This window comes from Streptomyces sp. AC550_RSS872 (genome assembly GCF_019049285.1).
In the GTDB taxonomy this organism is placed as follows: domain Bacteria; phylum Actinomycetota; class Actinomycetes; order Streptomycetales; family Streptomycetaceae; genus Streptomyces.
In genome coordinates, this window is the sequence record NZ_JAGMUL010000195.1 from 61,628 (window position 1) to 80,595 (window position 18,968).

The window sequence follows — 18,968 nt, forward strand, 5'->3', positions numbered from 1 at the left end:
AGAGCCCAGGCGCTCCGCTCAGAACGCCAGGACACGCCGGCCCTTCGACTGCGGCGCCGTCGCGGCCGAGCGCGCAGTTCCCCGCGCCCCTTCAGGACGCGCGCCACGCGGCGGAGCCGCATATCGGCACAGCCCCGCGCCCCCTCAGGGCGCGACACAGCGCTGCGGCCTGTCAGGACGCGCTGTCGCTGTTCTGGGTGAGTCGTTCGACCCAGTACAGCTGCTTGTGGCCGCGGCTGTCGAGGCTGTCCGCGATCTTCTGGGCCTCTGCCCGGGTCGCGTACCGGCCCACGCGGTAGCGATTGCCGTTGTCGTCCTGGCGAATCACGAGCCAAGGAAGAGTGATCGTGCTGTCGTTCATCGCGCCCCACCGCTCCTTCCCGCCCACGACCGCCCGGGTACCGCTCGCGGCCTGTGCCGTGCCCCGCCCGCTAAGGAAACCGCAATCCGCATATGCCCGAGCCTACGCCTAACCTTTACGCTGCGAATACGGCTTTTCACAAAGAGGTACGCAACCAGCCAAGTCGGAGGGGGCGCACGGCAACGAACGCGCCGTGCGGAGACGTCGACGCATCCGGTCACGGACATACCGCGCATGCTCGCGACGACCTGCGAAGACGGCCAGATTCGAACGGCGGGCGAAGGGACGGGAGTTGAGGCCCTGCCGGAGGTAACTGCGGTGAAGGTGTGCGCTACTTCACGAACAAGTGCGCTACTTCACCGGGAGGTGGTACGCGACCCGGTAGCGGTCGGCCGGAATCACGACGTCCGCCGTCTCCACCGGACGCCCGGACGCGAAGTAGGTGCGCTGGATGACCACGACCACATGACCGGGGACGCCGCCCAGCGTCAGCAGCTCCTCCGCGAGGCCGGGGCGGGCGCCCACTTCCTCGGTGACGTTGTCCACGACGACGTCGATGGCCGCCATGCGCTCGACGACGCCCATGCCGCCGAGCGGGCCCTCCTCGGGCAGCATCACGGGCGTACGGCCGGTGACGGCGAGCGGCTCCCAGGAGGTGGAGAGCATCATCGCCTCGCCGGCGTCACGGAAGAGGTACTTGGTGCACATGACGCGGTCGCCGGGCCGGATGCCGAGCCGCTCGGCGACGGCGACGCTCGCCTCGGCCTGCCGGCTGCTGGACTCCCAGGTGCCGCGCGCCTCGCCGTCGGCCTGCTCCTGGCGGAAGGGCGTGGCCCCGTTCGGCGGGCGGAAGCCGGAGCGGGAGATCCGGCGGGGCACGGGGCGCTCACGGACGTACGTCCCGGAGCCGGAGCGGCCCTCGACCAGCCCCTCGGCCATCAGCACCTTGCGGGCCTCCAGCGCGACGGTGTCCGAGACGCCGTACTCCTCGCGGATGCGGGCCTGGGACGGGAGTCGGGTGTGCGGTGGCAGCGAACCGTCGACGATCTTCTTGCGGAGATCACCCGCGACGCGCAGGTAGGCCGGCTGCTCACCGAAAGTCACTGGCCGCTCCCATCAGCTTGTACAGACAGCAACAGCGTGGCAACCGTGGGTTGTCCCGTGCAAGCAAAGGCCAGAGAATCACTCGATGTGATGACTTGTGGCCCCGGGGGGCTTTACGCAGGCACTTTCTCCCCGCTATAGCCGCGCTCACACCTCCGCTCACACATCGACGACACCCACGATCCCGCTCCCGCCGTCCTCGGAGTCGTCCTCATAGGGCGTCGGCATCGTGGTGTCCAGGCCCAGAGCCTTGCGCGCGGTGACGGTCGTGGGGCCGTCGACGTACTCGTACCCGCGTTCGTAGTGCGTGTAGTACGTGTCCACGTCCTTCGCCACGGCCGCCCGCGACCACTCCTTGCGGGCGGCCTCCATCTCGTCGATCAGATCGGCGACCGGCTCCTCGGCATCGGCCGGCCACCTGTGTCCGCGCAGCGCCTCGATCTGCTCGCCGAGCGCGGCGTGGACGTCCTTCGCCCAGGCGTGGTTGGGGGCCAGGTCCTCCTCGGGGTATTCCGAGGGCTCCTCGTACAGGGCCGTGTCGATGGCGTTGGTCGCGGTGAGGAAGGCGGTCTGGTCGGCGTCGAGCGTCGTCGGGTCGGTGCGCAACGAGCCGGTGAGGCCGCCGTTCTCGGCCGTGCTGCCCCACATGCAGGTGATCTCGCGGTCACCGTCGCGCCAGCTCTGCCGGGACGGGACGAGGTAGTGGACCTCCACGTCGTCCGGTACGGCCCAGGTGTCCATGGCGTAGTCGCCCTGGAGCGTGTAGCACTTCTCGTCCGCGGTCCGCTCGATCTCGTCGTGGCCCGGGAAGGAGCCGCCCGGCAAAGTGACGACGGCGAACACCTCGGCGTCGTGCTCGCCGGCGCAGGACACCTCGTCGACGTCGTAGGCGTCGCCCTCCAGATCGCCGTTCGGCGTGTCGAAGCAGTCGCCCTTGGCGAGCGCGTAAGCGGTGCCCTCGCCGCTCGCGGCGCCCTTGAAGCCGTCCCAGACGTCGGAGGCGGACCCCGTGGACAGCGCCAGTGCCCACAGCGCGAGCCCGACCGAGGACAGCACGGAACCGGCCACCGCCATGCCCTTGCCGTGCTCGCCCCGCCTCCTGATCTGCGCCAGCGCGATCAGCCCCAGCACCAGTCCGACGGCCGGCACGAAGCAGAGGACGCCGAGGACGAGGGAGCTGATGGCGACGCCGTTGACGGGGACGGGACGGCCGTAGGGACCGTGGGGGCTGTAGGGGCCGTAGGGGCCGCCATAGGGCTGGTACGGGTGCGCAAACGGTCCCGGGGCACCGGCTGCGCCCTGCGGGTACGGCGACGGCGACGGGTGCTGGCCCTGCCCGTACGGCCCTTGGGGCTGTTCCGGGCCGGCAGGCGGAGGTATGGACACGAGTACCGTGCTCCTGGTTCAGGCGGCGGCGCCGGGGAGTGGGAACGGGCGTACGACTTGGGCGAATGGTAAGCGGGGGACGAGGGGGGATGTCATGCGGGTGACGAATGCGACGATCCGGGCGGCCAACGCGCTCACCGCGCGATGGGCGGGGGCGGTGCGGGCCTCGGAGGACGGTGCGGGCGGCACGGTCTTCTCGGCGGCGGGCGTGTGGCCGCTGCTCGCGTTTCTCGCGGACGGGGCGGGTGGTGCGGCGAAGGCGGAGCTGGCCGACGCGTTGGGGCTGCCGGCGGACCAGGCGGCGGATGCGGCGCGGGAGTTGTTGGGCGCGACGGGGGCGATGCGCGGGCTGGACTCGGCGCTCGGGCTGTGGACCAAGCGGACGCTGGAGCTGCGGGAGCGCTGGGAGGCGGGGTTGCCCGCTGAGGCGCACGGGGTGCTGACGGGGGATGCGGCGGCCGACAAGGCGGCGTTGGACGCCTGGGCGGTGAAGCGGACCGGTGGGCTGATCGACGCGATGCCCGTCCTGCTGGACGAGGACACCGAGATGGTGCTGGCGAGTGCGCTGGCGTTGCGGACCGCGTGGCTCCAGCCGTTCCGGGAGTCGTGCTGGATGCCGGAGGCCGGGCCGTGGTCCGGGCGGGAAGTGCTGGGGCTGTGGCGCAAGAGCACGTTGCTGGACCGGATCGGCGTGGCGGACACCCCGCAGGGGCATGTCACCGAACTGAAGGTACTGGGCGACGGTGCGATCGACGTTCATCTGCTGCTGGGCGAGGAGGGGATGACGCCCGGGCAGGTGCTGGCGGCGGGGGTGGGCATCCTGGACCGTCGGCATCCCGTCGTCGCGGGGCCCCGGCTCCCGTACGGCGACGTGGGCCCCGGTCTGTGGGTCGTGAAGGAGCGCGCCACGTCGCCGGAGCCGCCGACCCTGGAGGTCCGGACCGTGGCGTACGCGGTGCGGGCGGACCATGATCTCCTCGACCACCACGAGGTGTTCGGGCTCACGACGGCGTTGCGGGAGCAGCGCCCCGGTCACTTTCCCGGCATCGGCGACTTTCCTCTGTACGTCGGGTCGGCCCGGCAGTCCGCGGTGGCGAGGTTCGGTGCCCGCGGCTTCGAGGCGGCCGCGGTGACGGCCTTCGGCATGGCCGGTGCCGGGATGCCGAAGCCCCGCTGGGTGACCACCACCGTCAAGGCCGGCTTCGATCGCCCCTTCGGCTTCCTCGCGCTGCACCGGCACACGCGGCTCGTCCTCGCGGCCGGCTGGGTCATGGACCCGGAGCCGTTCCGCGAGGACGAGGAGGACTACTGACGTCGGGCTAGAGCTGGAGCGCCCAGGCGTCGATCCGTCCGGTGTCGTAGTTCGCGTTGTCGCTCACGCGCAGCTTCCACGTGCCGTTCGCGGTCTCCGAGGAGGCGTTCACCGAGTACGTGGTGTCGATGTTGTCCGAACTGCCGCCCGTGCCGTACGACTTCAGTGTGTACGCCGTGCCGTCGGGGGCGATCAGCTGGACCTGGAGGTCGCCGATGTACGTGTGCACGATGTGGACCTCGACGGCCAGGGAAGAGGGCGCGTTGCCGGAGACGCCGGAGACCGTCACCGGGGACTCGACCGTGGAGTTGTCGCTGATCGCGACGTCAGCGGTGTTCTCGAAGCGCGGGCCGGGCGGGGTGGTCGTGCCGCCGCCGACGTGGAGGAGGCGGTTGGGCGAGCCCGTGCCGGGGCTGGTGACGACGCCGGTCGTGGCGGCGGACGTCAGGGCCGAGGCAACCTGGGACGGGGTGGCCGTGGGGTTGGCGGCGAGGTGGAGCGCGGCCGCGCCCGCCACGTGCGGGCTCGCCATCGACGTACCGGAGATGGTGTTGGTCGCCGAGTCGCCGGAGTTCCAGGCCGAGGTGATGGACGAGCCCGGCGCGAAGAGGTCGAGCACCGAGCCGTAGTTGGAGTAGCTCGCCTTGGCGTCCGAGCTCGTTGTCGCGCCGACCGTGATGGCCTCGGTGACGCGTGCGGGCGACTTGGTGGAGGCGTTCGTCGACTCGTTGCCCGCCGCCACCGCGAAGGTGATGCCGGAGGCGATGGCGTTGCGTACGGCCGTGTCGAGGGCGGTGTCGGCGCCGCCGCCGAGGGACATGTTGGCGACGGCCGGCTTGACCGCGTTCCGGGCGACCCAGTCGATGCCGGCGACGACCTGGTCGGTGGTGCCCTGGCCGGAGTTGTTCAGCACCCGGACGCCGACGACCTTCGCCTTCTTCGCCACGCCGTACGAGGATCCGGCGACCGTGCCCGCGACGTGCGTGCCGTGGCCGTGGCCGTCCTGGGCGGTGTTGTCGTTGTCGATGGCGTCGTAGCCGTAGGAGGCGCGGCCGCCGAAGTCACTGTGGGTGATGCGCACGCCGGTGTCGATGACGTACGCCGTCACGCCCTGCCCGGCCGAGTCCGGGTAGGTGTAGGAGCTGTTCAGCGGCAGGTTCTTCTGGTCGATGCGGTCCAGGCCCCAGGAGGGCGGGTTGGTCTGGGTCGCGTCGATGCTGAACGTGCGGTTCTGGACCACGGAGGCGACGGCCGGGTCGGCGGCGAGCCGCCTGGCCTCGGCCTCGGAGGCCTCGATCGCGTAGCCGTTGAGCGCCTTCCTGTACGTGCGCTCGATGCCGGCGCCGTACTGCTCGACGAGCGTGCGCCCGGCCTGGGAACCCGAACGGGCGTGGTCCGCCTTCAGGGTCACGATGTAGCTGTCGGCCACGGCGTTGGCGGCGCCCGCGTACTGGATACGGCCCTCGGGAGCGGCCGCGGCGGGGAGAGCGGAGACGAGGCCCGCGGTGAGGGCCGCGGCGGCCGTCACGCCGAGCGCGGCCAGTCTTCGCCGGGTGTCTCTTCGGGTGTTACGCATCACTGCCATCTGAGGGGTCCTCCTCGATCGGTGGTGCGCTGGTGGGGGCAACCCGAAGTGGACAGGAGCATGTCAATTTCCTGTGCCACTCCTGTGCGTCAGCCGAAAGATTGAGGCCTCCACAGGAATTGCACAAGGGGCGTGCACGGCGAACTCCGCCCGCCCGGAAGGGGTTTCACTCCCCAGCACCTCGCCGGGCCACCGGCACGGCGACCAGCCGCCCGATCACTGTCCGTGAGCTTTCGACGTGCAGGCCGTGCGGGTCTACGCAAGCCTGGGAGGCATTCCGCCAGGACGACGTGTCCTGGCGGGCCCCAGAAAGGACGTTCGACATGCGCTACGCAGCTGCCCTTTTCATCGCCGCCATACTCGCGGCCGTCTCCGCCCCCGCCGCTTCGGCCGCCCCCGCCGCCCCCATGCCGTGCGACTCCCACACCCTGAGCAAGCTCTGCTGGTGACCGCTTCCTGAGCGGGGGGACAGGCCGTCCGACCTGGCGTCGCGGCCTGTCCCCGTTCTCACGGAACGGCAGACGTGAACGGCCGGACGGCGTCAGTCGTCGAACGCCGTCGCCCGCGTCGACTTCTCCCACGCCCCGATGTCCTCGCGCACCTGGTCCAGATGGCCGAGGACGGCCGTGACCCCGTCGTCGCCCAGGGGCAACCGCAGGGGGGTCCGCTCGGCCTCCAGCGCGGCCCGGATCAGGGCCGCCGCCTTCGCCGGGTCGCCGGGCTGGGTGCCGTCACCCGCGGAGACGGATGCGCGGGTCTGCGCCACCTTGGCGTACAGGCCGCTGTCCGTGCTCGTTCCCGCCCGGCCGGTCTCGAAGAGCGCCGTGCGGAAGGAACCCGGCTCGACGATCAGCACCTTGATGCCGTACTCGGCGACCTCGTCGGCGAGGCCCTCGGACAGGCCCTCCAGGGCGAACTTCGTGCCGCTGTACGCCGAGAAGCCCGCGAAGGACATCTGTCCACCCATGCTGCTCATCTGCACGATCGCCCCGGAGCGGCGCTCGCGCATGTGCGGCAGTACGGCCCGGGTCAGGGCGGCCGGCCCGAAGACATGCACGTCGAACAACTCGCGCAGTTCCCGCTCGGTCGTCTCCTCGAAGGCGCCGACGTGGGTGCGCCCCGCGTTGTTGACCAGGACGTCGATCCGTCCGTGCCGCGCGACGACGTCCTGTACGGCCGCTTCCGCCGCCCCCGTCTCCGTGACGTCCAGCCGCAGCGCCTCCGCCTGGTCGGGGTGCGCGGCCACCAGGTCGTCCAGCCCTTCGGGCCGGCGGGCCGCGCCGACCACCACGTCGCCCTCCGCCAGCGCCGCCTCCACCAGCGCCCGTCCGAAACCGCTGGTCGCGCCGGTGATCAGCCACACCTTGTTCATGACAGCTCCTCGTAGTCGCATCGGCCTACTGTCCAGCGTGCGGCAGGCAGCGGTTCGTCACCCGGCCGGTCAACGATGCGGCGGGCGTATGCGAGGACGCCCACCGTCCCCTCGTACGGGCCTACGCGCAGGCGTGCCGGCGGGCGGCCGTGATCCCCGTACGGTGCCCCGCTCACGCCTGTTCCGCCGCGGGCTCGGCGGTCGTCGTGTTCAGCCGTGCCTGCTCCTCCTCGACGATGCGGCGGGCCAGGGCGAGGTCCGAGATGTCGACGGCGTCCGGTGTCGACTCGGCGACCACGCTGCGGCGGGCGTACGCGTCGAACAGGCGGGACTTGTTCTCCAGCAGCCGCACGAGCCGTTCGTCCACCCCGCCCGTGCAGAGCAGACGGTGCACATGGACCGAGCGGACCTGGCCCATGCGGTGGGCGCGGGCGGCCGCCTGGTGTTCGACGGTCGGCTTGAGCTGCGGCTCGCAGAGGATGACGACGGAGGCGGCCTGCATGTTCAGGCCCACTCCCCCCGCCTCGATCTGCGCGAGCAGCACCGCGTGGCCGGGCACGGCGGCGAAGTCGTCGACGAGCTGCTGCCGGCGGGTGGGCGGCACGCTGCCCGAGATCGGCCCGAAGACCCGGCCGTGTGCCGGACCCGTGCCCGCTGCCCCTGCCTCGGCGTTCGCCAGTGCGTCCCGCACCACCCCCAGTACGTCCCGGAAACCGGAGAACACGACGACCTTCAGCCCGTTCTCGGCGGCCTCGCCGGCTATCTCGCGCAGCCGGTCCAGCTTCGCCGAGCGCTCGGGACGGGCGTACGCCGCTCTGCGCATCGCCATGAAGTTGCCGGCGCGCACGGCCTCGCGGTAGGCCTCCTCGTCCGCCGCGCTGGGCTCCTCCCACTCGTCGGTGTGCTGGAGCGCGGGGAGCTCGGTGAGGACGTCCTGCTGGTTGCGGCGCAGGTAGACCGGCGCGACGGCCTTGCGGAACGCCTTCGAGCCGGCCACCGAGTCGTGGTCGTCGACGGCCTCGGTCAGGTCGGGCCGCAGGATCCGCACCAGGCTGCGGAACTCCTCGACGCGGTTCTCCATCGGCGTACCGGTCAGGAACAGCACCCGCTCGCACGTCCCGGCCCATGCGGAGACGGTCCTGGAGCGGAGGGTCTCGGGGTTCTTCACGTAGTGCGCCTCGTCGACGACGAGCATGCCCAGCTCGCCGACGCCGGGCGCCGGGAAGCCGCGCAGGGCGTCGAAGGTGGTGACCGCGACGCCGCCGCGGCCCTTCCAGTCGGCGAACGCCTCCTGCCGGTCGGGGCCGTGCAGCGGCGTCACGCGCAGCGTGCTGCGCTTCTCGATCTCCCGGGTCCAGTTGATCAGCACGCTGGCCGGGCTGACCACCAGGAAGTGGCTCTGCCCGGCAGCGGCGAGATGCGCCAGCGCGGCGATGGCCTGGATCGTCTTGCCGAGCCCCATCTCGTCGCCGAGGATCGTGCGGCGCTGGGCGAGGGCGAAGCGCGTGCCGAAGGCCTGGTAGCCGCGCAGCGAGACCCGGCGGTGGGTGTCGTCGAGCGTCTGGGCCCTGACCCGCTCGGCCACCTCGTCCGGCAGGAACCCCTCGGCCGCCGCGGGGTCGGGAGCGCGGCCGGAGACCTCGGCGAGCAGGCCGTAGTACTCGGCGGAGCGCAGCTCGAAGTCGACCAGGGCGGCCGGCTCGGACTCCGGGCGGCGCAACAGGTCGACCGAGGCCTGCGCGAGCAGTTCGGGTACGCCGTCCTGGTCGGCCCGTTCGGTCAGGGCGCGGATCTCGGCGGCGGCCGCGAGCGCGCGTTCCCGCTTGGCCTGCCCGGCGAACAGCATGCGCAGCCGCCCGGCCACCGGCCCCGCCTCGGCCAGCAGCGGGCCGAGCCGCCGGGTCAGCGCTTCGGCCGCGTCGACGGCCCGGCGCGCCTCGGGGCCCGCCTCCACCAGCACGCCGAGCGCCATGAGCAGGGCGGTGGTCCGGGGTTCCGGCCGGTCCACGTCGATGTGTACGGCGATGGTGTCCCGTACGGCGTCGGCGATCCGCCTGGCCGCGGCCACCGTCTGGTCGGCGGTCTGCTGTCCGACCCCGGGCAGCTGGCGCAGCCGGTACGGCCCGGCATCGAGCACCTGTCCGACCGTCCGGAACCCGCCCTTCTCCACCTCGCCGAGCCGCAGCCTGCCCTCCGTGACGTCCTTGAGCCGGGCCACCGGGATGACGTCCAGCTCGCGCCGGGCCAGGTCGTCGTGGATCGGCGCCAGGGCCTCCCGTACGGCTTCCACGGCACGCGCGTGGTCGCCGGCCACCGCCTGTGCCGCCTCGTACAGCCGCCCGCCCCGGGCCACCGTCTCCCGCTCGCTCCGCCCCATCGCGCCCCGGCCCCCTTCCCGCCCCTCCCGCCGCGTCCTCGCATCCTGCCATCCGGGTGCGGGCGGGTCCGAGCGGCGGTCCGCGGTCCCACTGACCGGCAGTGGCCCCCATCTACTGTGACTGCTCCCCCGCCTGAAGGCGGGGGATTCCCTCCTTCTGAGCCCGTGCTTACGGCCCCTCTCGATCAGGGCCGTCTTCGTGGCGCCGATCGCCGCGTCCGCTGCCTTGCGGGCGGTGTCCTGTCGTCGCCGGACGATCTTCTGGTCCGTCTTCGCCCGCCACTTCTTCGTCGCCGCCCGACAGCCCTCCGCTCCGGCCTGCCCCTTCTTCGGCTTGCTGCGGGCCGTCATCCGGTCGTACCGGTCAGTTGGGCCTGGCTTCCTCGGAGCTGCGCGACGCTGGGAGTCGAAGCCTCCTGGCCGAGTTGGTCAGACGGGCGGCTCCGCCTCGCCGGAGACCGTACCGCCGTATGACCCGTACCCTTCGTCATGTCTACGGCGTCACATAGCGGGCGCAAAACCACTGGAGGCAACACCCCGTGCTGATTGCTCAGCGTCCGTCCCTGACCGAAGAGGTAGTCGACGAGTTCCGCTCCCGGTTCGTGATCGAGCCCCTGGAGCCGGGCTTCGGCTACACCCTTGGCAACTCCCTCCGCCGCACCCTCCTGTCCTCGATCCCCGGCGCGGCTGTCACCAGCATCCGCATCGACGGCATCCTGCACGAGTTCACCACCGTGCCGGGCGTCAAGGAGGACATCACCGATCTGATCCTCAACATCAAGCAGCTGGTCGTGAGCAGTGAGCAGGACGAGCCGGTCGTGATGTACCTGCGCAAGCAGGGCCCGGGTCTGGTCACCGCCGCCGACATCGCGCCCCCGGCCGGTGTCGAGGTGCACAACCCCGACCTCGTCCTCGCCACGCTCAACGGCAAGGGCAAGCTGGAGATGGAGCTCACGGTCGAGCGTGGCCGTGGTTACGTCTCCGCCGTGCAGAACAAGCAGGTGGGCCAGGAGATCGGTCGTATCCCGGTCGACTCCATCTACTCGCCGGTTCTGAAGGTCACGTACAAGGTCGAGGCGACCCGTGTCGAGCAGCGCACCGACTTCGACAAGCTGATCGTCGACGTCGAGACCAAGCAGGCCATGCGTCCGCGGGATGCGATGGCGTCGGCCGGTAAGACCCTGGTCGAGCTGTTCGGTCTCGCCCGCGAACTGAACATCGACGCCGAGGGCATCGACATGGGCCCGTCCCCCACGGACACCGCCCTCGCCGCCGATCTCGCCCTGCCGATCGAGGAGCTCGAGCTCACCGTCCGCTCGTACAACTGCCTGAAGCGTGAGGGCGTCCATTCCGTGGGCGAGCTCCTGGCGCGCTCCGAGGCCGACCTGCTCGACATCCGCAACTTCGGTGCGAAGTCCATCGACGAGGTCAAGGCGAAGCTGGCCGGCCTGGGCCTGGGCCTCAAGGACAGTCCGCCCGGATTCGACCCGACCGCCGCTGCCGACGCCTTCGGCGCGAGCAACGACACGGACGCCGGTTTCGTGGAGACCGAGCAGTACTGAACGCCGCGCCGCGTCGGGGCCGGTGCTGCCGCCGGACTGCTCCACGTCAGAATATCCAGCACCGTCCAGCACGGTGACGACGAAGGGGTCGGACTCGACGGAGTCCGACCCCTTCTGGCCTGCACGTTTGACTCAGCAGCCAACGTGCCGAATGCGCATGATCACACGTTGAAGCGGAACTCCACGACGTCCCCGTCCTGCATCACATAGTCCTTGCCCTCCATCCGCGCCTTCCCCTTGGCGCGGGCCTCCGCCACCGAACCGGTCTCCACCAGGTCGGCGAAGGAGATGACCTCCGCCTTGATGAAGCCCTTCTGGAAGTCGGTGTGGATGACTCCGGCGGCCTCGGGGGCGGTGGCGCCCTTCTTGATGGTCCAGGCGCGGGATTCCTTGGGGCCGGCCGTGAGGTAGGTCTGGAGGCCGAGGGTGTTGAAGCCGACGCGGGCGAGGGTGGCGAGGCCGGGCTCCTCGGCGCCGACCGACTCCAGCAGCTCCATCGCGTCCTCCTCGTCGAGCTCGGCGAGGTCCGCCTCCAGCTTGGCGTTGAGGAAGATCGCCTCGGCGGGGGCGACCAGGGCGCGCTGCTCGTTCTTGAAGTCGTCGTCGACCAGCTCGTCCTCGTCGACGTTGAAGACGTAGAGGAAGGGCTTGGTGGTCAGGAGGTGCAGGTCGTGCAGGAGCTCCTCGTTGCCGGATCCCTGGACGATGCCCGCGGAGAACAGCGTGTCACCCTTCTCCAGGATCTCCTTGGCCTCCTCGACGGCCTTCACCTTCGGTGCGATGTCCTTCTTGATCCGCGACTCCTTCTGGAGCCGGGGCAGGACCTTCTCGATGGTCTGGAGGTCGGCGAGGATCAGCTCGGTGTTGATCGTCTCGATGTCGTCCTTGGGCGAGACCTTGCCGTCGACGTGGACGACGTTCTCGTCCTTGAAGGCGCGGATGACCTGGCAGATCGCGTCGGACTCACGGATGTTCGCGAGGAACTTGTTGCCCAGGCCCTCCCCCTCGGAGGCGCCGCGCACGATGCCGGCGATGTCCACGAAGTCGACCGTCGCCGGGAGGATGCGCTGCGAGCCGAAGATCTCGGCCAGCTTGCCGAGACGGGTGTCGGGGACGCCGACCACGCCCACGTTCGGCTCGATCGTGGCGAACGGGTAGTTGGCCGCCAGCACGTCGTTCTTGGTCAGGGCGTTGAACAGGGTCGACTTGCCGACATTCGGCAGACCGACGATTCCGATCGTGAGCGACACGTTGCGACTTCCCGTACGTGAGAGGACTTCAGGCGGCTGGGCGGGGCCCGGTCCTTCTTCGATCTTCGCTGCGATGACGCAGACGACGCAGATGCACGGGCCGATCCACCAGTCTACGGCGTACCCGGCCGGGCCCCGGCGCCGTATCGAACACCTGGCCAAGGTCCGCCCCAAGGTGTGTCCGAGGGCGAATTCGCCACATAAACCGACCTAGGTTGGACGGGTGGAGCAGGACAGGGCGCGACCTGCCGGGTTCGGATCGCGACGCGGTACTCCGCCACCGTTGCCGCCGCAGGCGGTGCGGGGTGGGGGTGGTGCGGGGCGGGGTGAGCGCGGGTTCGCGCCGTACGGGAACAGCGATGGGGACGGTGTGGAGCGGGGCGAGGGGCGCGCGAGGCGCGACGGGGGCGGATGGGCGCCGGAGGTGAGCGGTGCGAGCCGTGCGAGGGGTGTGAGCGGGCAGAGGGGTGTGAGCGGGGGAAGGGATCCGGGCGGGCGGTCCGTCTGGGCCTCCCGGTCGTCCGGACCCGGCCCGGAGGGCCGAGCCTCCCGTCCCGCCCGGACCTCCCGAGTCGCCGCGCCCGCCCAGCCCGCCCGCGCCACCCGGCCCGTCTCCCAGCGCCGGCCGAGCACGGCCCCGGCGGCAGCGGCCGCCGTACGGCGCTCCGGGTCGCCGCCCGTGCAGCAGGCCCTACGCCGGTTTCCCAACCCCCGGCTCACAGGCCTCGGCTGCGGCCTGTTCTGCGGCGCCGTGATGTTCCTGCTCGGTCACCTCGAAGCGCTGCTGCTCGGGTCGTCGCTCACGGTGTACAGCGTGCTGTTCCTGCCGGTGTGCGTGCTGACCGCGGTCTGGGTGCGCCGGGGCGACCTGATGACCGCGCCGGTGGTGGTGCCGATCGCGTTCGCCGTGGGGCTGGTCCCGGTGGCCGACGAGGGCGGCGGGATCGGCGGTCATCTGATGGGTCTCTTCACCGCCCTCGCCACACAGGCCGGGTGGCTGTACGGGGGGACCCTGATCGCCGGTCTCATCGTGCTCGTACGCAGGGTCCGCCTGGTGGCACGCAGGGCGGCGGCCCGACGACAGCAGGCGTGACGTCACCGTCGGCGGGCGGCCCTTCGTCGCAGCGGCTCTTCCGGCGCTGCGCTCAGCCGTCCTTCTCCGCCGCGTGCATCGCCGCACCCACGATCCCCGCGTTGTTCTGCAACTGCGCCGGGACGATCTCCGCCTTGATTCCCTCGACATGGGGCAGGAACTTGTGGGACTTGCGGCTCACCCCGCCGCCGATGATGAACAGCTCCGGGGAGAACAGCATCTCGACATGGGCGAGGTACTTCTGGACGCGGTGAGCCCAGTGCTCCCACGTCAGCTCCTCGTCCTCCTTCGCCTTGCTGGAGGCACGCTTCTCGGCGTCATGCCCGTGGAGTTCGAGGTGGCCCAGCTCGGTGTTGGGGACCAGGCGGCCGTCGATGAAGACCGCGCTGCCGATGCCCGTGCCGAAGGTGAGGAGGATCACGGTGCCCCGGCGGTCGCGGCCCGCGCCGAAGTGCATCTCGGCGACGCCGGCCGCGTCCGCGTCGTTGACCACGGTCACCGGCAGGCCGCCGAGGCGGTCACTGAACAAGGCGCGCGCGTCCGTGTCGATCCAGCTCTTGTCGACGTTCGCCGCCGTACGGATCGTGGATCCGTCGGTGACCACGCCGGGGAAGGTCAGCCCGACCGGCCCGGTCCAGCCGTAGTGCTCGACGACCCGCTTCACACCGTCGGCCACCCCGTCGGGCGTGGCCGGGTGCGGAGTGAGCACCTTGAAGCGCTCCTGGGCGAGATCGCCTCTGTCGAGGTCCACCGGGGCACCCTTGATCCCGGATCCACCGATGTCCAAGCCGAAGATCTGCATGGCCCCACGTTACGACGCGGGACCGACAGTCACTCCCCGGAGTCGCCGGAGCCTGTGGCCCCGGTGCGCTCGGCGATCAGCGCGGCCGCCTCCTCGCGCAGGTCACGGCGGAGTTCCTTGGGCAGCGAGAAGGTGATCGACTCCTCGGCCGCCCTGACCAGCTCCACGTCGCCGTAGCCGCGCTGGGCGAGCCACTCCAGGACCTCCTCGACCAGCACCTCCGGGACGGAGGCGCCGGAGGTGACGCCGACCGTCGTCACACCCTCCAGCCAGGCCTCGTCGATCTCGCTCGCGAAGTCCACGAGGTAGGCCTCGCGGGAGCCGGCCAGCTTGGCGACCTCGACCAGTCGCTTGGAGTTGGAGGAGTTGCGGGAACCGACCACGATGACCAGCTCGGCCTCGGCGCCCATCTGCTTCACGGCGAGCTGACGGTTCTGCGTGGCGTAGCAGATGTCGTCGCTGGGCGGGGAGATGAGCTGCGGGAACTTCTCCTTCAGCGCGTCGACGGTCTCCATGGTCTCGTCGACGGAGAGGGTGGTCTGGGAGAGCCAGACGACCTTGGAATCGTCACGGACCTCGACCTTGGCGACGTCGCCCGGGCCGTCGACCAGCTGGATGTGGTCCGGTGCCTCGCCGGACGTACCGATGACCTCCTCGTGGCCCTCGTGCCCGATGAGGAGGATGTCGTAGTCCTCGTTCGCGAAGCGGACGGCTTCCTTGTGGACCTTGGTGACCAGCGGGCAGGTCGCGTCGATGGTGGCGAGCTTGCCGCGCGCGGCCTCCTCGTGGACGACGGGGGCGACGCCGTGCGCGGAGAACATCACGATGTTCCCCTCCGGCACCTCCTCCGTCCGCTCGACGAAGATGGCGCCCTTCTTCTCCAGGGTCTGCACGACGTACTTGTTGTGGACGATCTCGTGCCGGACGTACACCGGAGCGCCGTACTGCTCCAGGGCTTTCTCGACGGCGATCACGGCGCGGTCCACACCCGCGCAGTAGCCACGGGGGGCGGCGAGCAGGACACGGCGGCCAGGCGAAGCAGTCATGCGTCCCATCGTAAGGGTGCGTTCGGAGGCCCGAAGATCGCGTAGGTGTGGGGGCGGTGGGGGGCTGACGGTGCTGAACGGTCAGGGCCTGTCCGGCGGATCTTGGCTGATGGTCGCCAGCAGGCGTGTGACCAGGGGATTATGGTCGTTCTCTCGCCAGGCGACGGCCACTCGTGTACGGGCGGTGCCGGGTTCGATCCTGCGGAAGGCGACGCCTTCGAGGCGGATGCGTCGGATGCTCGCCGGGGCCAGGGAGACGCCCAGACCGGTTTCCACGAGGGCGCACACGGTCTGCCACTCCACCGCGTACTGGACTACCTGCGGTGTGAACCCCGCTGCGGTGCACAGGCCGATGATCTGGTCGTGCAGTGGCGGGCCGACCGTGCGGGGCAGCAGCACGAAGGGCGAGTCCGCCAACTGTGCAAGCTGCACGGTCCGTTGCGTGGCCAGCGGATGGGTGGACGGCAACACGGCCACGAAAGGTTCGCTGAGTACGGTCCTGAAGCCGAGCCCTGACTCGTCGGCGGGGGGTTCGCGCAGCAGGCCGATGTCGATGGTCCTGTCGTGCAGGGCGGCGATCTGCGGCGCGGTGGTCATCTCGTGGATGTCCAGGTGCACGCCGGGAAACTGGTGACGGAAGGTGCGCAGCAGGCCCGGCAGGACCGTCAGGGCGAGGGAGGCGGCGAAGCCGATCCGCAGGCGGCCGGCCCGGCCGCTGCCGACGGCCCGGGCTGCGGCCAGGCCGTCCGCGAGGTCGGTGAGAGCCCGCCGGGCGACGGGCAGCAGTTCGCGGCCGGCTGGGGTGAGGGTGACGCGCCCTGGGGCGCGGGTGAACAGCGCATGGCCGACCTTGTCCTCCAGGCGGCGGATCTGCTGGCTCAGCGGCGGCTGGGCGATGCCCAGGCGGGCGGCCGCGTTACCGAAGTGGAGTTCCTCTGCGAGCACGACGAAGGCGTGCAGTTGCGGGAGGGGAAGTTCGGGGCGCTCCATACGCCCAGAGATATCAGATCATGCATGCGACCGTATTAGACGTATCAGTACTGGTCATTTAGCGTTCGGCGCATGACAGAGCGACGCGCCATCCTCAGCGGCTCGGCCTTTGAGGAGCAGATCGGCTATGCCCGTGCTGTGGTCGACGGCGACTGGGTACATGTGTCCGGGACGACCGGGTTCGACTACGCCACCATGACGATCTCCGACGATGTGGTGGAGCAGGCCGAGCAGTGCCTGCGCAACGTCGAGGCCGCACTGGCCGAGGCGAAGTGCACCTTCGCCGACGTCGTGCGCGTGCGCTACCTGCTGCCCGACCGCGAGGACTTCGAACCCTGCTGGCCGGTCCTGCGTCGCTGCTTCGGCGACGTTCGGCCGGCCGCCACGATGCTCATGTGCGGTCTCGCCGACCCACGGATGAAGATCGAGATAGAGGTGTCCGCGCGGCGGCGCACCCCGCCTCACGAAGACGCGACGAGCAATCACTCCGAAGCGCCTGTCGTGCCCGTCGGGGCCTATGAACCCCCCTACTACGTGGCCGTCTTCACGACGGTGCGAACCCAGGACCAGAGCGGCTACAACGAGACCGGTGCACGCCTGGAGGACCTGGTGAAGGACGTCCCCGGGTACCTGGGGACGGACCACGCGCAGACTCCTGGCGGGCTGGGCATCACCGTCAGCTACTTCCGCGACGCCGACGCCCTCACGCAGTGGCGGACCAACGCCGAGCACCGCGCGGCGCAGCAGCGCGGGCGAGCCGAGTGGTACCAGAGCTACACGCTGCACGTGGCGAAAGTGGAACGGAGCAACGGGTTCACGCGAGCGGAGGACCCGCAGAGTCCGACAGCAGGCTGACCAACCGGGGCCACCTCAGCGACCGTCCCGCCGCAAGCTCGCATCGAACGGGTTGGCGTGCCCCTCGCGAGCCCGAGGGAACGCCCGGGCTGTGGTGGCGTCGTCGCAGGTAATGGCGGTTGTGGCGGGACGAATGGGCTTTGTCTCGGCCGAGGTGGTCGGGCCCAGTGCCTCATCCGAGGGGCATCGCCCCACTGGCCGCCGGAGAAGCATTGCATGGGCGCGGCGTTGTCGGTGGTCGCCGTTACGCTCGGCGCATGGCTTTGACTGCTCCTCTCCCTGCGGGGAGAGGATTCCTGACTCAGGCAGCCTTCGGGAGCAGCGCTCCCGAAGGCCTTACGCCCTCAACGCCAGCAGGGTTCAGACCAGCCCGGACGAGCATCACGCGGGCGGAATTCTTTTCCGGCTCCCCCTCGAACTTCACGAACGCCTTGCGGCGCGTGCAAAGCGAGAGCACAGGTCGGTCAACGGCGAAATCGTGCACCTCTTGGATGTCGCGCTCACCGATCAGTCGGCAAACGCCGAGGCGCCCTGACGACGATTCGCCTCGTCCTGACCCGCTCTGCGGGACGCCGAATCCACCCCGGACCGAAGGCCGTGACACCCTCGGAGGACCCCGATGAAGACATCCCCCGAATCCCCCCTGCCCGTCGGCGAGGTGTCGCGGCTCATCGGGGGGTGGATCGACCGCCTCGGCGCGATCTGGGTCGAGGGCCAGATCACCCAGCTGTCCCGACGCCCCGGCGCCGGCGTCGTGTTCCTGACGCTGCGCGACCCGTCGTACGACATCTCCGTGAGCGTGACGGCGTACCGGCAGGTGTTCGACGCCGTCGCCGACGTGGTGAGCGAGGGCGCCCGCGTCGTCGTCCTCGCCAAGCCCGAGTGGTACGCCCCGCGCGGCCAGCTCTCCCTGCGCGCCGCCGAGATAAAGCCGGTCGGCGTCGGTGAGCTCCTCGCCCGGCTGGAGATGCTGAAGAAGTCACTCGCCGCCGAGGGACTCTTCGCCCCGGAGCGGAAGAAGCCGCTCCCCTTCCTCCCTCAGCTCATCGGCCTCGTCTGCGGCCGGGCCTCCGCGGCCGAGCGGGACGTGCTGGAGAACGCCCGCCACCGCTGGCCCGCCGTCCGCTTCGAGGTCCGCAACGTCCCCGTGCAGGGCGTCCACGCCGTACCGCAGGTCGTGCAGGCGGTGAAGGAGCTCGACGAGATCGACGCCGTGGACGTGATCATCGTCGCCCGCGGCGGCGGCAGCGTCGAGGACCTGCTGCCCTTCTCCGACGAGCAGCTCGTGCGGGCCGTCGCCTCCTGCCGTACTCCCGTCGTCTCCGCGATCGGGCACGAGCCCGACAACCCCCTCCTCGACCACGTCGCCGACCTGCGCGCCTCCACCCCCACCGACGCCGCGAAGAAGGTCGTACCGGACGTGGGCGAGGAGTACGAGCGGGTGCGGATGCTGCGTGACCGGGCCCGGCGGTGCGTCGAGGCGTTCGTCGAGCGCGAGGAGCGAGGGCTCGCGCACGCCCTCGCGCGGCCGTCGATAGAGGATCCGCACCGGATGATCGACGAGCGGGCCGATCACGTGGCCTCGCTCCTCGACCGCGGCCGCCGCTGCCTCGGCCACCTCCTCGGCCGCGCCGAGTCCGAGCTGACACACACGCACGCGCGCGTGGTGGCCCTCTCCCCCGCCGCGACCCTGAAGCGGGGATACGCGGTGCTCCAGCGGGCCGACGGGCATGTGGTCCGGGACCCGGGCGAGGTGACGGCCGACGAGGCGCTGCGGGCGCGCGTCGCCGAGGGTGAGTTCTCGGTACGAGTCGAAGCACAGAACGAAGCGCGAAGCGACGCACGAAGCGATGCACGAAGCGATGCATAGGGT

General features: G+C 70.7%; 17 protein-coding genes and 2 pseudogenes. 8 read left to right on the top strand and 11 right to left on the bottom strand.

Features of this window, described 5'->3' with window-relative positions:
- Positions 1–172: 172 nt before the first annotated feature.
- From KUM44_RS40740 to KUM44_RS40750, 3 genes are all read right to left on the bottom strand, one after another.
- Positions 173–361, bottom strand: a complete 189-nt coding sequence (locus KUM44_RS40740; RefSeq protein ID WP_217214809.1) for an SPOR domain-containing protein — start codon at positions 359–361, stop codon at positions 173–175.
- Between the two features lie 351 nt (positions 362–712).
- Positions 713–1,465, bottom strand: coding sequence for a GntR family transcriptional regulator (locus tag KUM44_RS40745; RefSeq protein WP_217214810.1), 753 nt, complete (start codon positions 1,463–1,465; stop codon positions 713–715).
- Between the two features lie 159 nt (positions 1,466–1,624).
- Positions 1,625–2,851, bottom strand: a complete 1,227-nt coding sequence (locus KUM44_RS40750) for a DUF4190 domain-containing protein (protein ID WP_217214811.1) — start codon at positions 2,849–2,851, stop codon at positions 1,625–1,627.
- Positions 2,852–2,945: 94 nt separating this feature from the next.
- On the opposite strand from KUM44_RS40750, the gene KUM44_RS40755 reads away from it, so the two are divergent.
- Positions 2,946–4,163, top strand: coding sequence for a serpin family protein (locus KUM44_RS40755; protein WP_217214812.1), 1,218 nt, complete (start codon positions 2,946–2,948; stop codon positions 4,161–4,163).
- 7 nt (positions 4,164–4,170) lie between these two features.
- Here KUM44_RS40755 and KUM44_RS40760 read toward each other — a convergent pair whose 3' ends face one another.
- Positions 4,171–5,748, bottom strand: coding sequence for a S8 family peptidase (locus tag KUM44_RS40760; RefSeq protein WP_217214813.1), 1,578 nt, complete (start codon positions 5,746–5,748; stop codon positions 4,171–4,173).
- A 323-nt stretch (positions 5,749–6,071) separates the two neighbouring features.
- Here KUM44_RS40760 and KUM44_RS47020 point away from each other — a divergent pair, with 323 nt between their 5' ends.
- A complete protein-coding gene (locus KUM44_RS47020) occupies positions 6,072–6,197 on the top strand; it encodes a hypothetical protein (RefSeq protein WP_302186115.1) in 126 nt (41 codons plus the stop codon).
- A 92-nt stretch (positions 6,198–6,289) separates the two neighbouring features.
- Here KUM44_RS47020 and KUM44_RS40765 read toward each other — a convergent pair whose 3' ends face one another.
- Together KUM44_RS40765 and KUM44_RS40770 are read right to left on the bottom strand one after the other, a co-directional pair.
- Entirely contained in the window at positions 6,290–7,120 is an 831-nt protein-coding gene (locus KUM44_RS40765; RefSeq protein ID WP_217214814.1) for an oxidoreductase, read from the bottom strand.
- 172 nt (positions 7,121–7,292) lie between these two features.
- Positions 7,293–9,497, bottom strand: coding sequence for a DEAD/DEAH box helicase (locus tag KUM44_RS40770; protein ID WP_217214815.1), 2,205 nt, complete (start codon positions 9,495–9,497; stop codon positions 7,293–7,295).
- A 539-nt stretch (positions 9,498–10,036) separates the two neighbouring features.
- Here KUM44_RS40770 and KUM44_RS40775 point away from each other — a divergent pair.
- Positions 10,037–11,059 (top strand): DNA-directed RNA polymerase subunit alpha, encoded by a 1,023-nt coding sequence (locus tag KUM44_RS40775; RefSeq protein ID WP_217214816.1) that lies wholly within the window; start codon positions 10,037–10,039, stop codon positions 11,057–11,059.
- A 161-nt stretch (positions 11,060–11,220) separates the two neighbouring features.
- On the opposite strand, the gene ychF is transcribed toward KUM44_RS40775, so the two are convergent.
- A complete protein-coding gene (ychF, locus tag KUM44_RS40780) occupies positions 11,221–12,309 on the bottom strand; it encodes a redox-regulated ATPase YchF (RefSeq protein WP_217214817.1) in 1,089 nt (362 codons plus the stop codon).
- A gap of 469 nt (positions 12,310–12,778) precedes the next feature.
- On the opposite strand from ychF, the gene KUM44_RS40785 reads away from it, so the two are divergent.
- Positions 12,779–13,402: a DUF6542 domain-containing protein gene (locus tag KUM44_RS40785; protein WP_308402832.1), complete on the top strand. Its 624-nt coding sequence runs from the start codon at positions 12,779–12,781 to the stop codon at positions 13,400–13,402.
- Between the two features lie 52 nt (positions 13,403–13,454).
- Here the strand turns inward: KUM44_RS40785 and ppgK are convergent, their stop codons facing one another.
- The 3 genes from ppgK to KUM44_RS40800 form a co-directional block, all read right to left on the bottom strand.
- Positions 13,455–14,204, bottom strand: a complete 750-nt coding sequence (ppgK, locus tag KUM44_RS40790; RefSeq protein ID WP_217214818.1) for a polyphosphate--glucose phosphotransferase — start codon at positions 14,202–14,204, stop codon at positions 13,455–13,457.
- A 29-nt stretch (positions 14,205–14,233) separates the two neighbouring features.
- Positions 14,234–15,259 (bottom strand): 4-hydroxy-3-methylbut-2-enyl diphosphate reductase, encoded by a 1,026-nt coding sequence (locus KUM44_RS40795; RefSeq protein WP_217214819.1) that lies wholly within the window; start codon positions 15,257–15,259, stop codon positions 14,234–14,236.
- Positions 15,260–15,331: 72 nt separating this feature from the next.
- Entirely contained in the window at positions 15,332–16,240 is a 909-nt protein-coding gene (locus tag KUM44_RS40800; RefSeq protein WP_217214820.1) for a LysR family transcriptional regulator, read from the bottom strand.
- 72 nt (positions 16,241–16,312) lie between these two features.
- On the opposite strand from KUM44_RS40800, the pseudogene KUM44_RS46360 reads away from it, so the two are divergent.
- Positions 16,313–16,690: pseudogene (locus KUM44_RS46360) on the top strand (RidA family protein); the annotation flags it as partial.
- An 84-nt stretch (positions 16,691–16,774) separates the two neighbouring features.
- A complete protein-coding gene (locus KUM44_RS46365) occupies positions 16,775–17,095 on the top strand; it encodes an antibiotic biosynthesis monooxygenase (RefSeq protein ID WP_374202123.1) in 321 nt (106 codons plus the stop codon).
- A gap of 301 nt (positions 17,096–17,396) precedes the next feature.
- Here KUM44_RS46365 and KUM44_RS46370 read toward each other — a convergent pair.
- Positions 17,397–17,498, bottom strand: a pseudogene (locus KUM44_RS46370) (RNA-guided endonuclease TnpB family protein); the annotation flags it as partial.
- Here KUM44_RS46370 and KUM44_RS46375 point away from each other — a divergent pair.
- Both KUM44_RS46375 and xseA read left to right on the top strand, forming a co-directional pair.
- Entirely contained in the window at positions 17,490–17,630 is a 141-nt protein-coding gene (locus tag KUM44_RS46375) for an Arc family DNA-binding protein (RefSeq protein WP_308402836.1), read from the top strand. The pseudogene KUM44_RS46370 and the gene KUM44_RS46375 overlap by 9 nt on opposite strands.
- A gap of 84 nt (positions 17,631–17,714) precedes the next feature.
- A complete protein-coding gene (xseA, locus tag KUM44_RS40815; RefSeq protein ID WP_217214822.1) occupies positions 17,715–18,965 on the top strand; it encodes an exodeoxyribonuclease VII large subunit in 1,251 nt (416 codons plus the stop codon).
- Positions 18,966–18,968 lie beyond the last annotated feature (3 nt).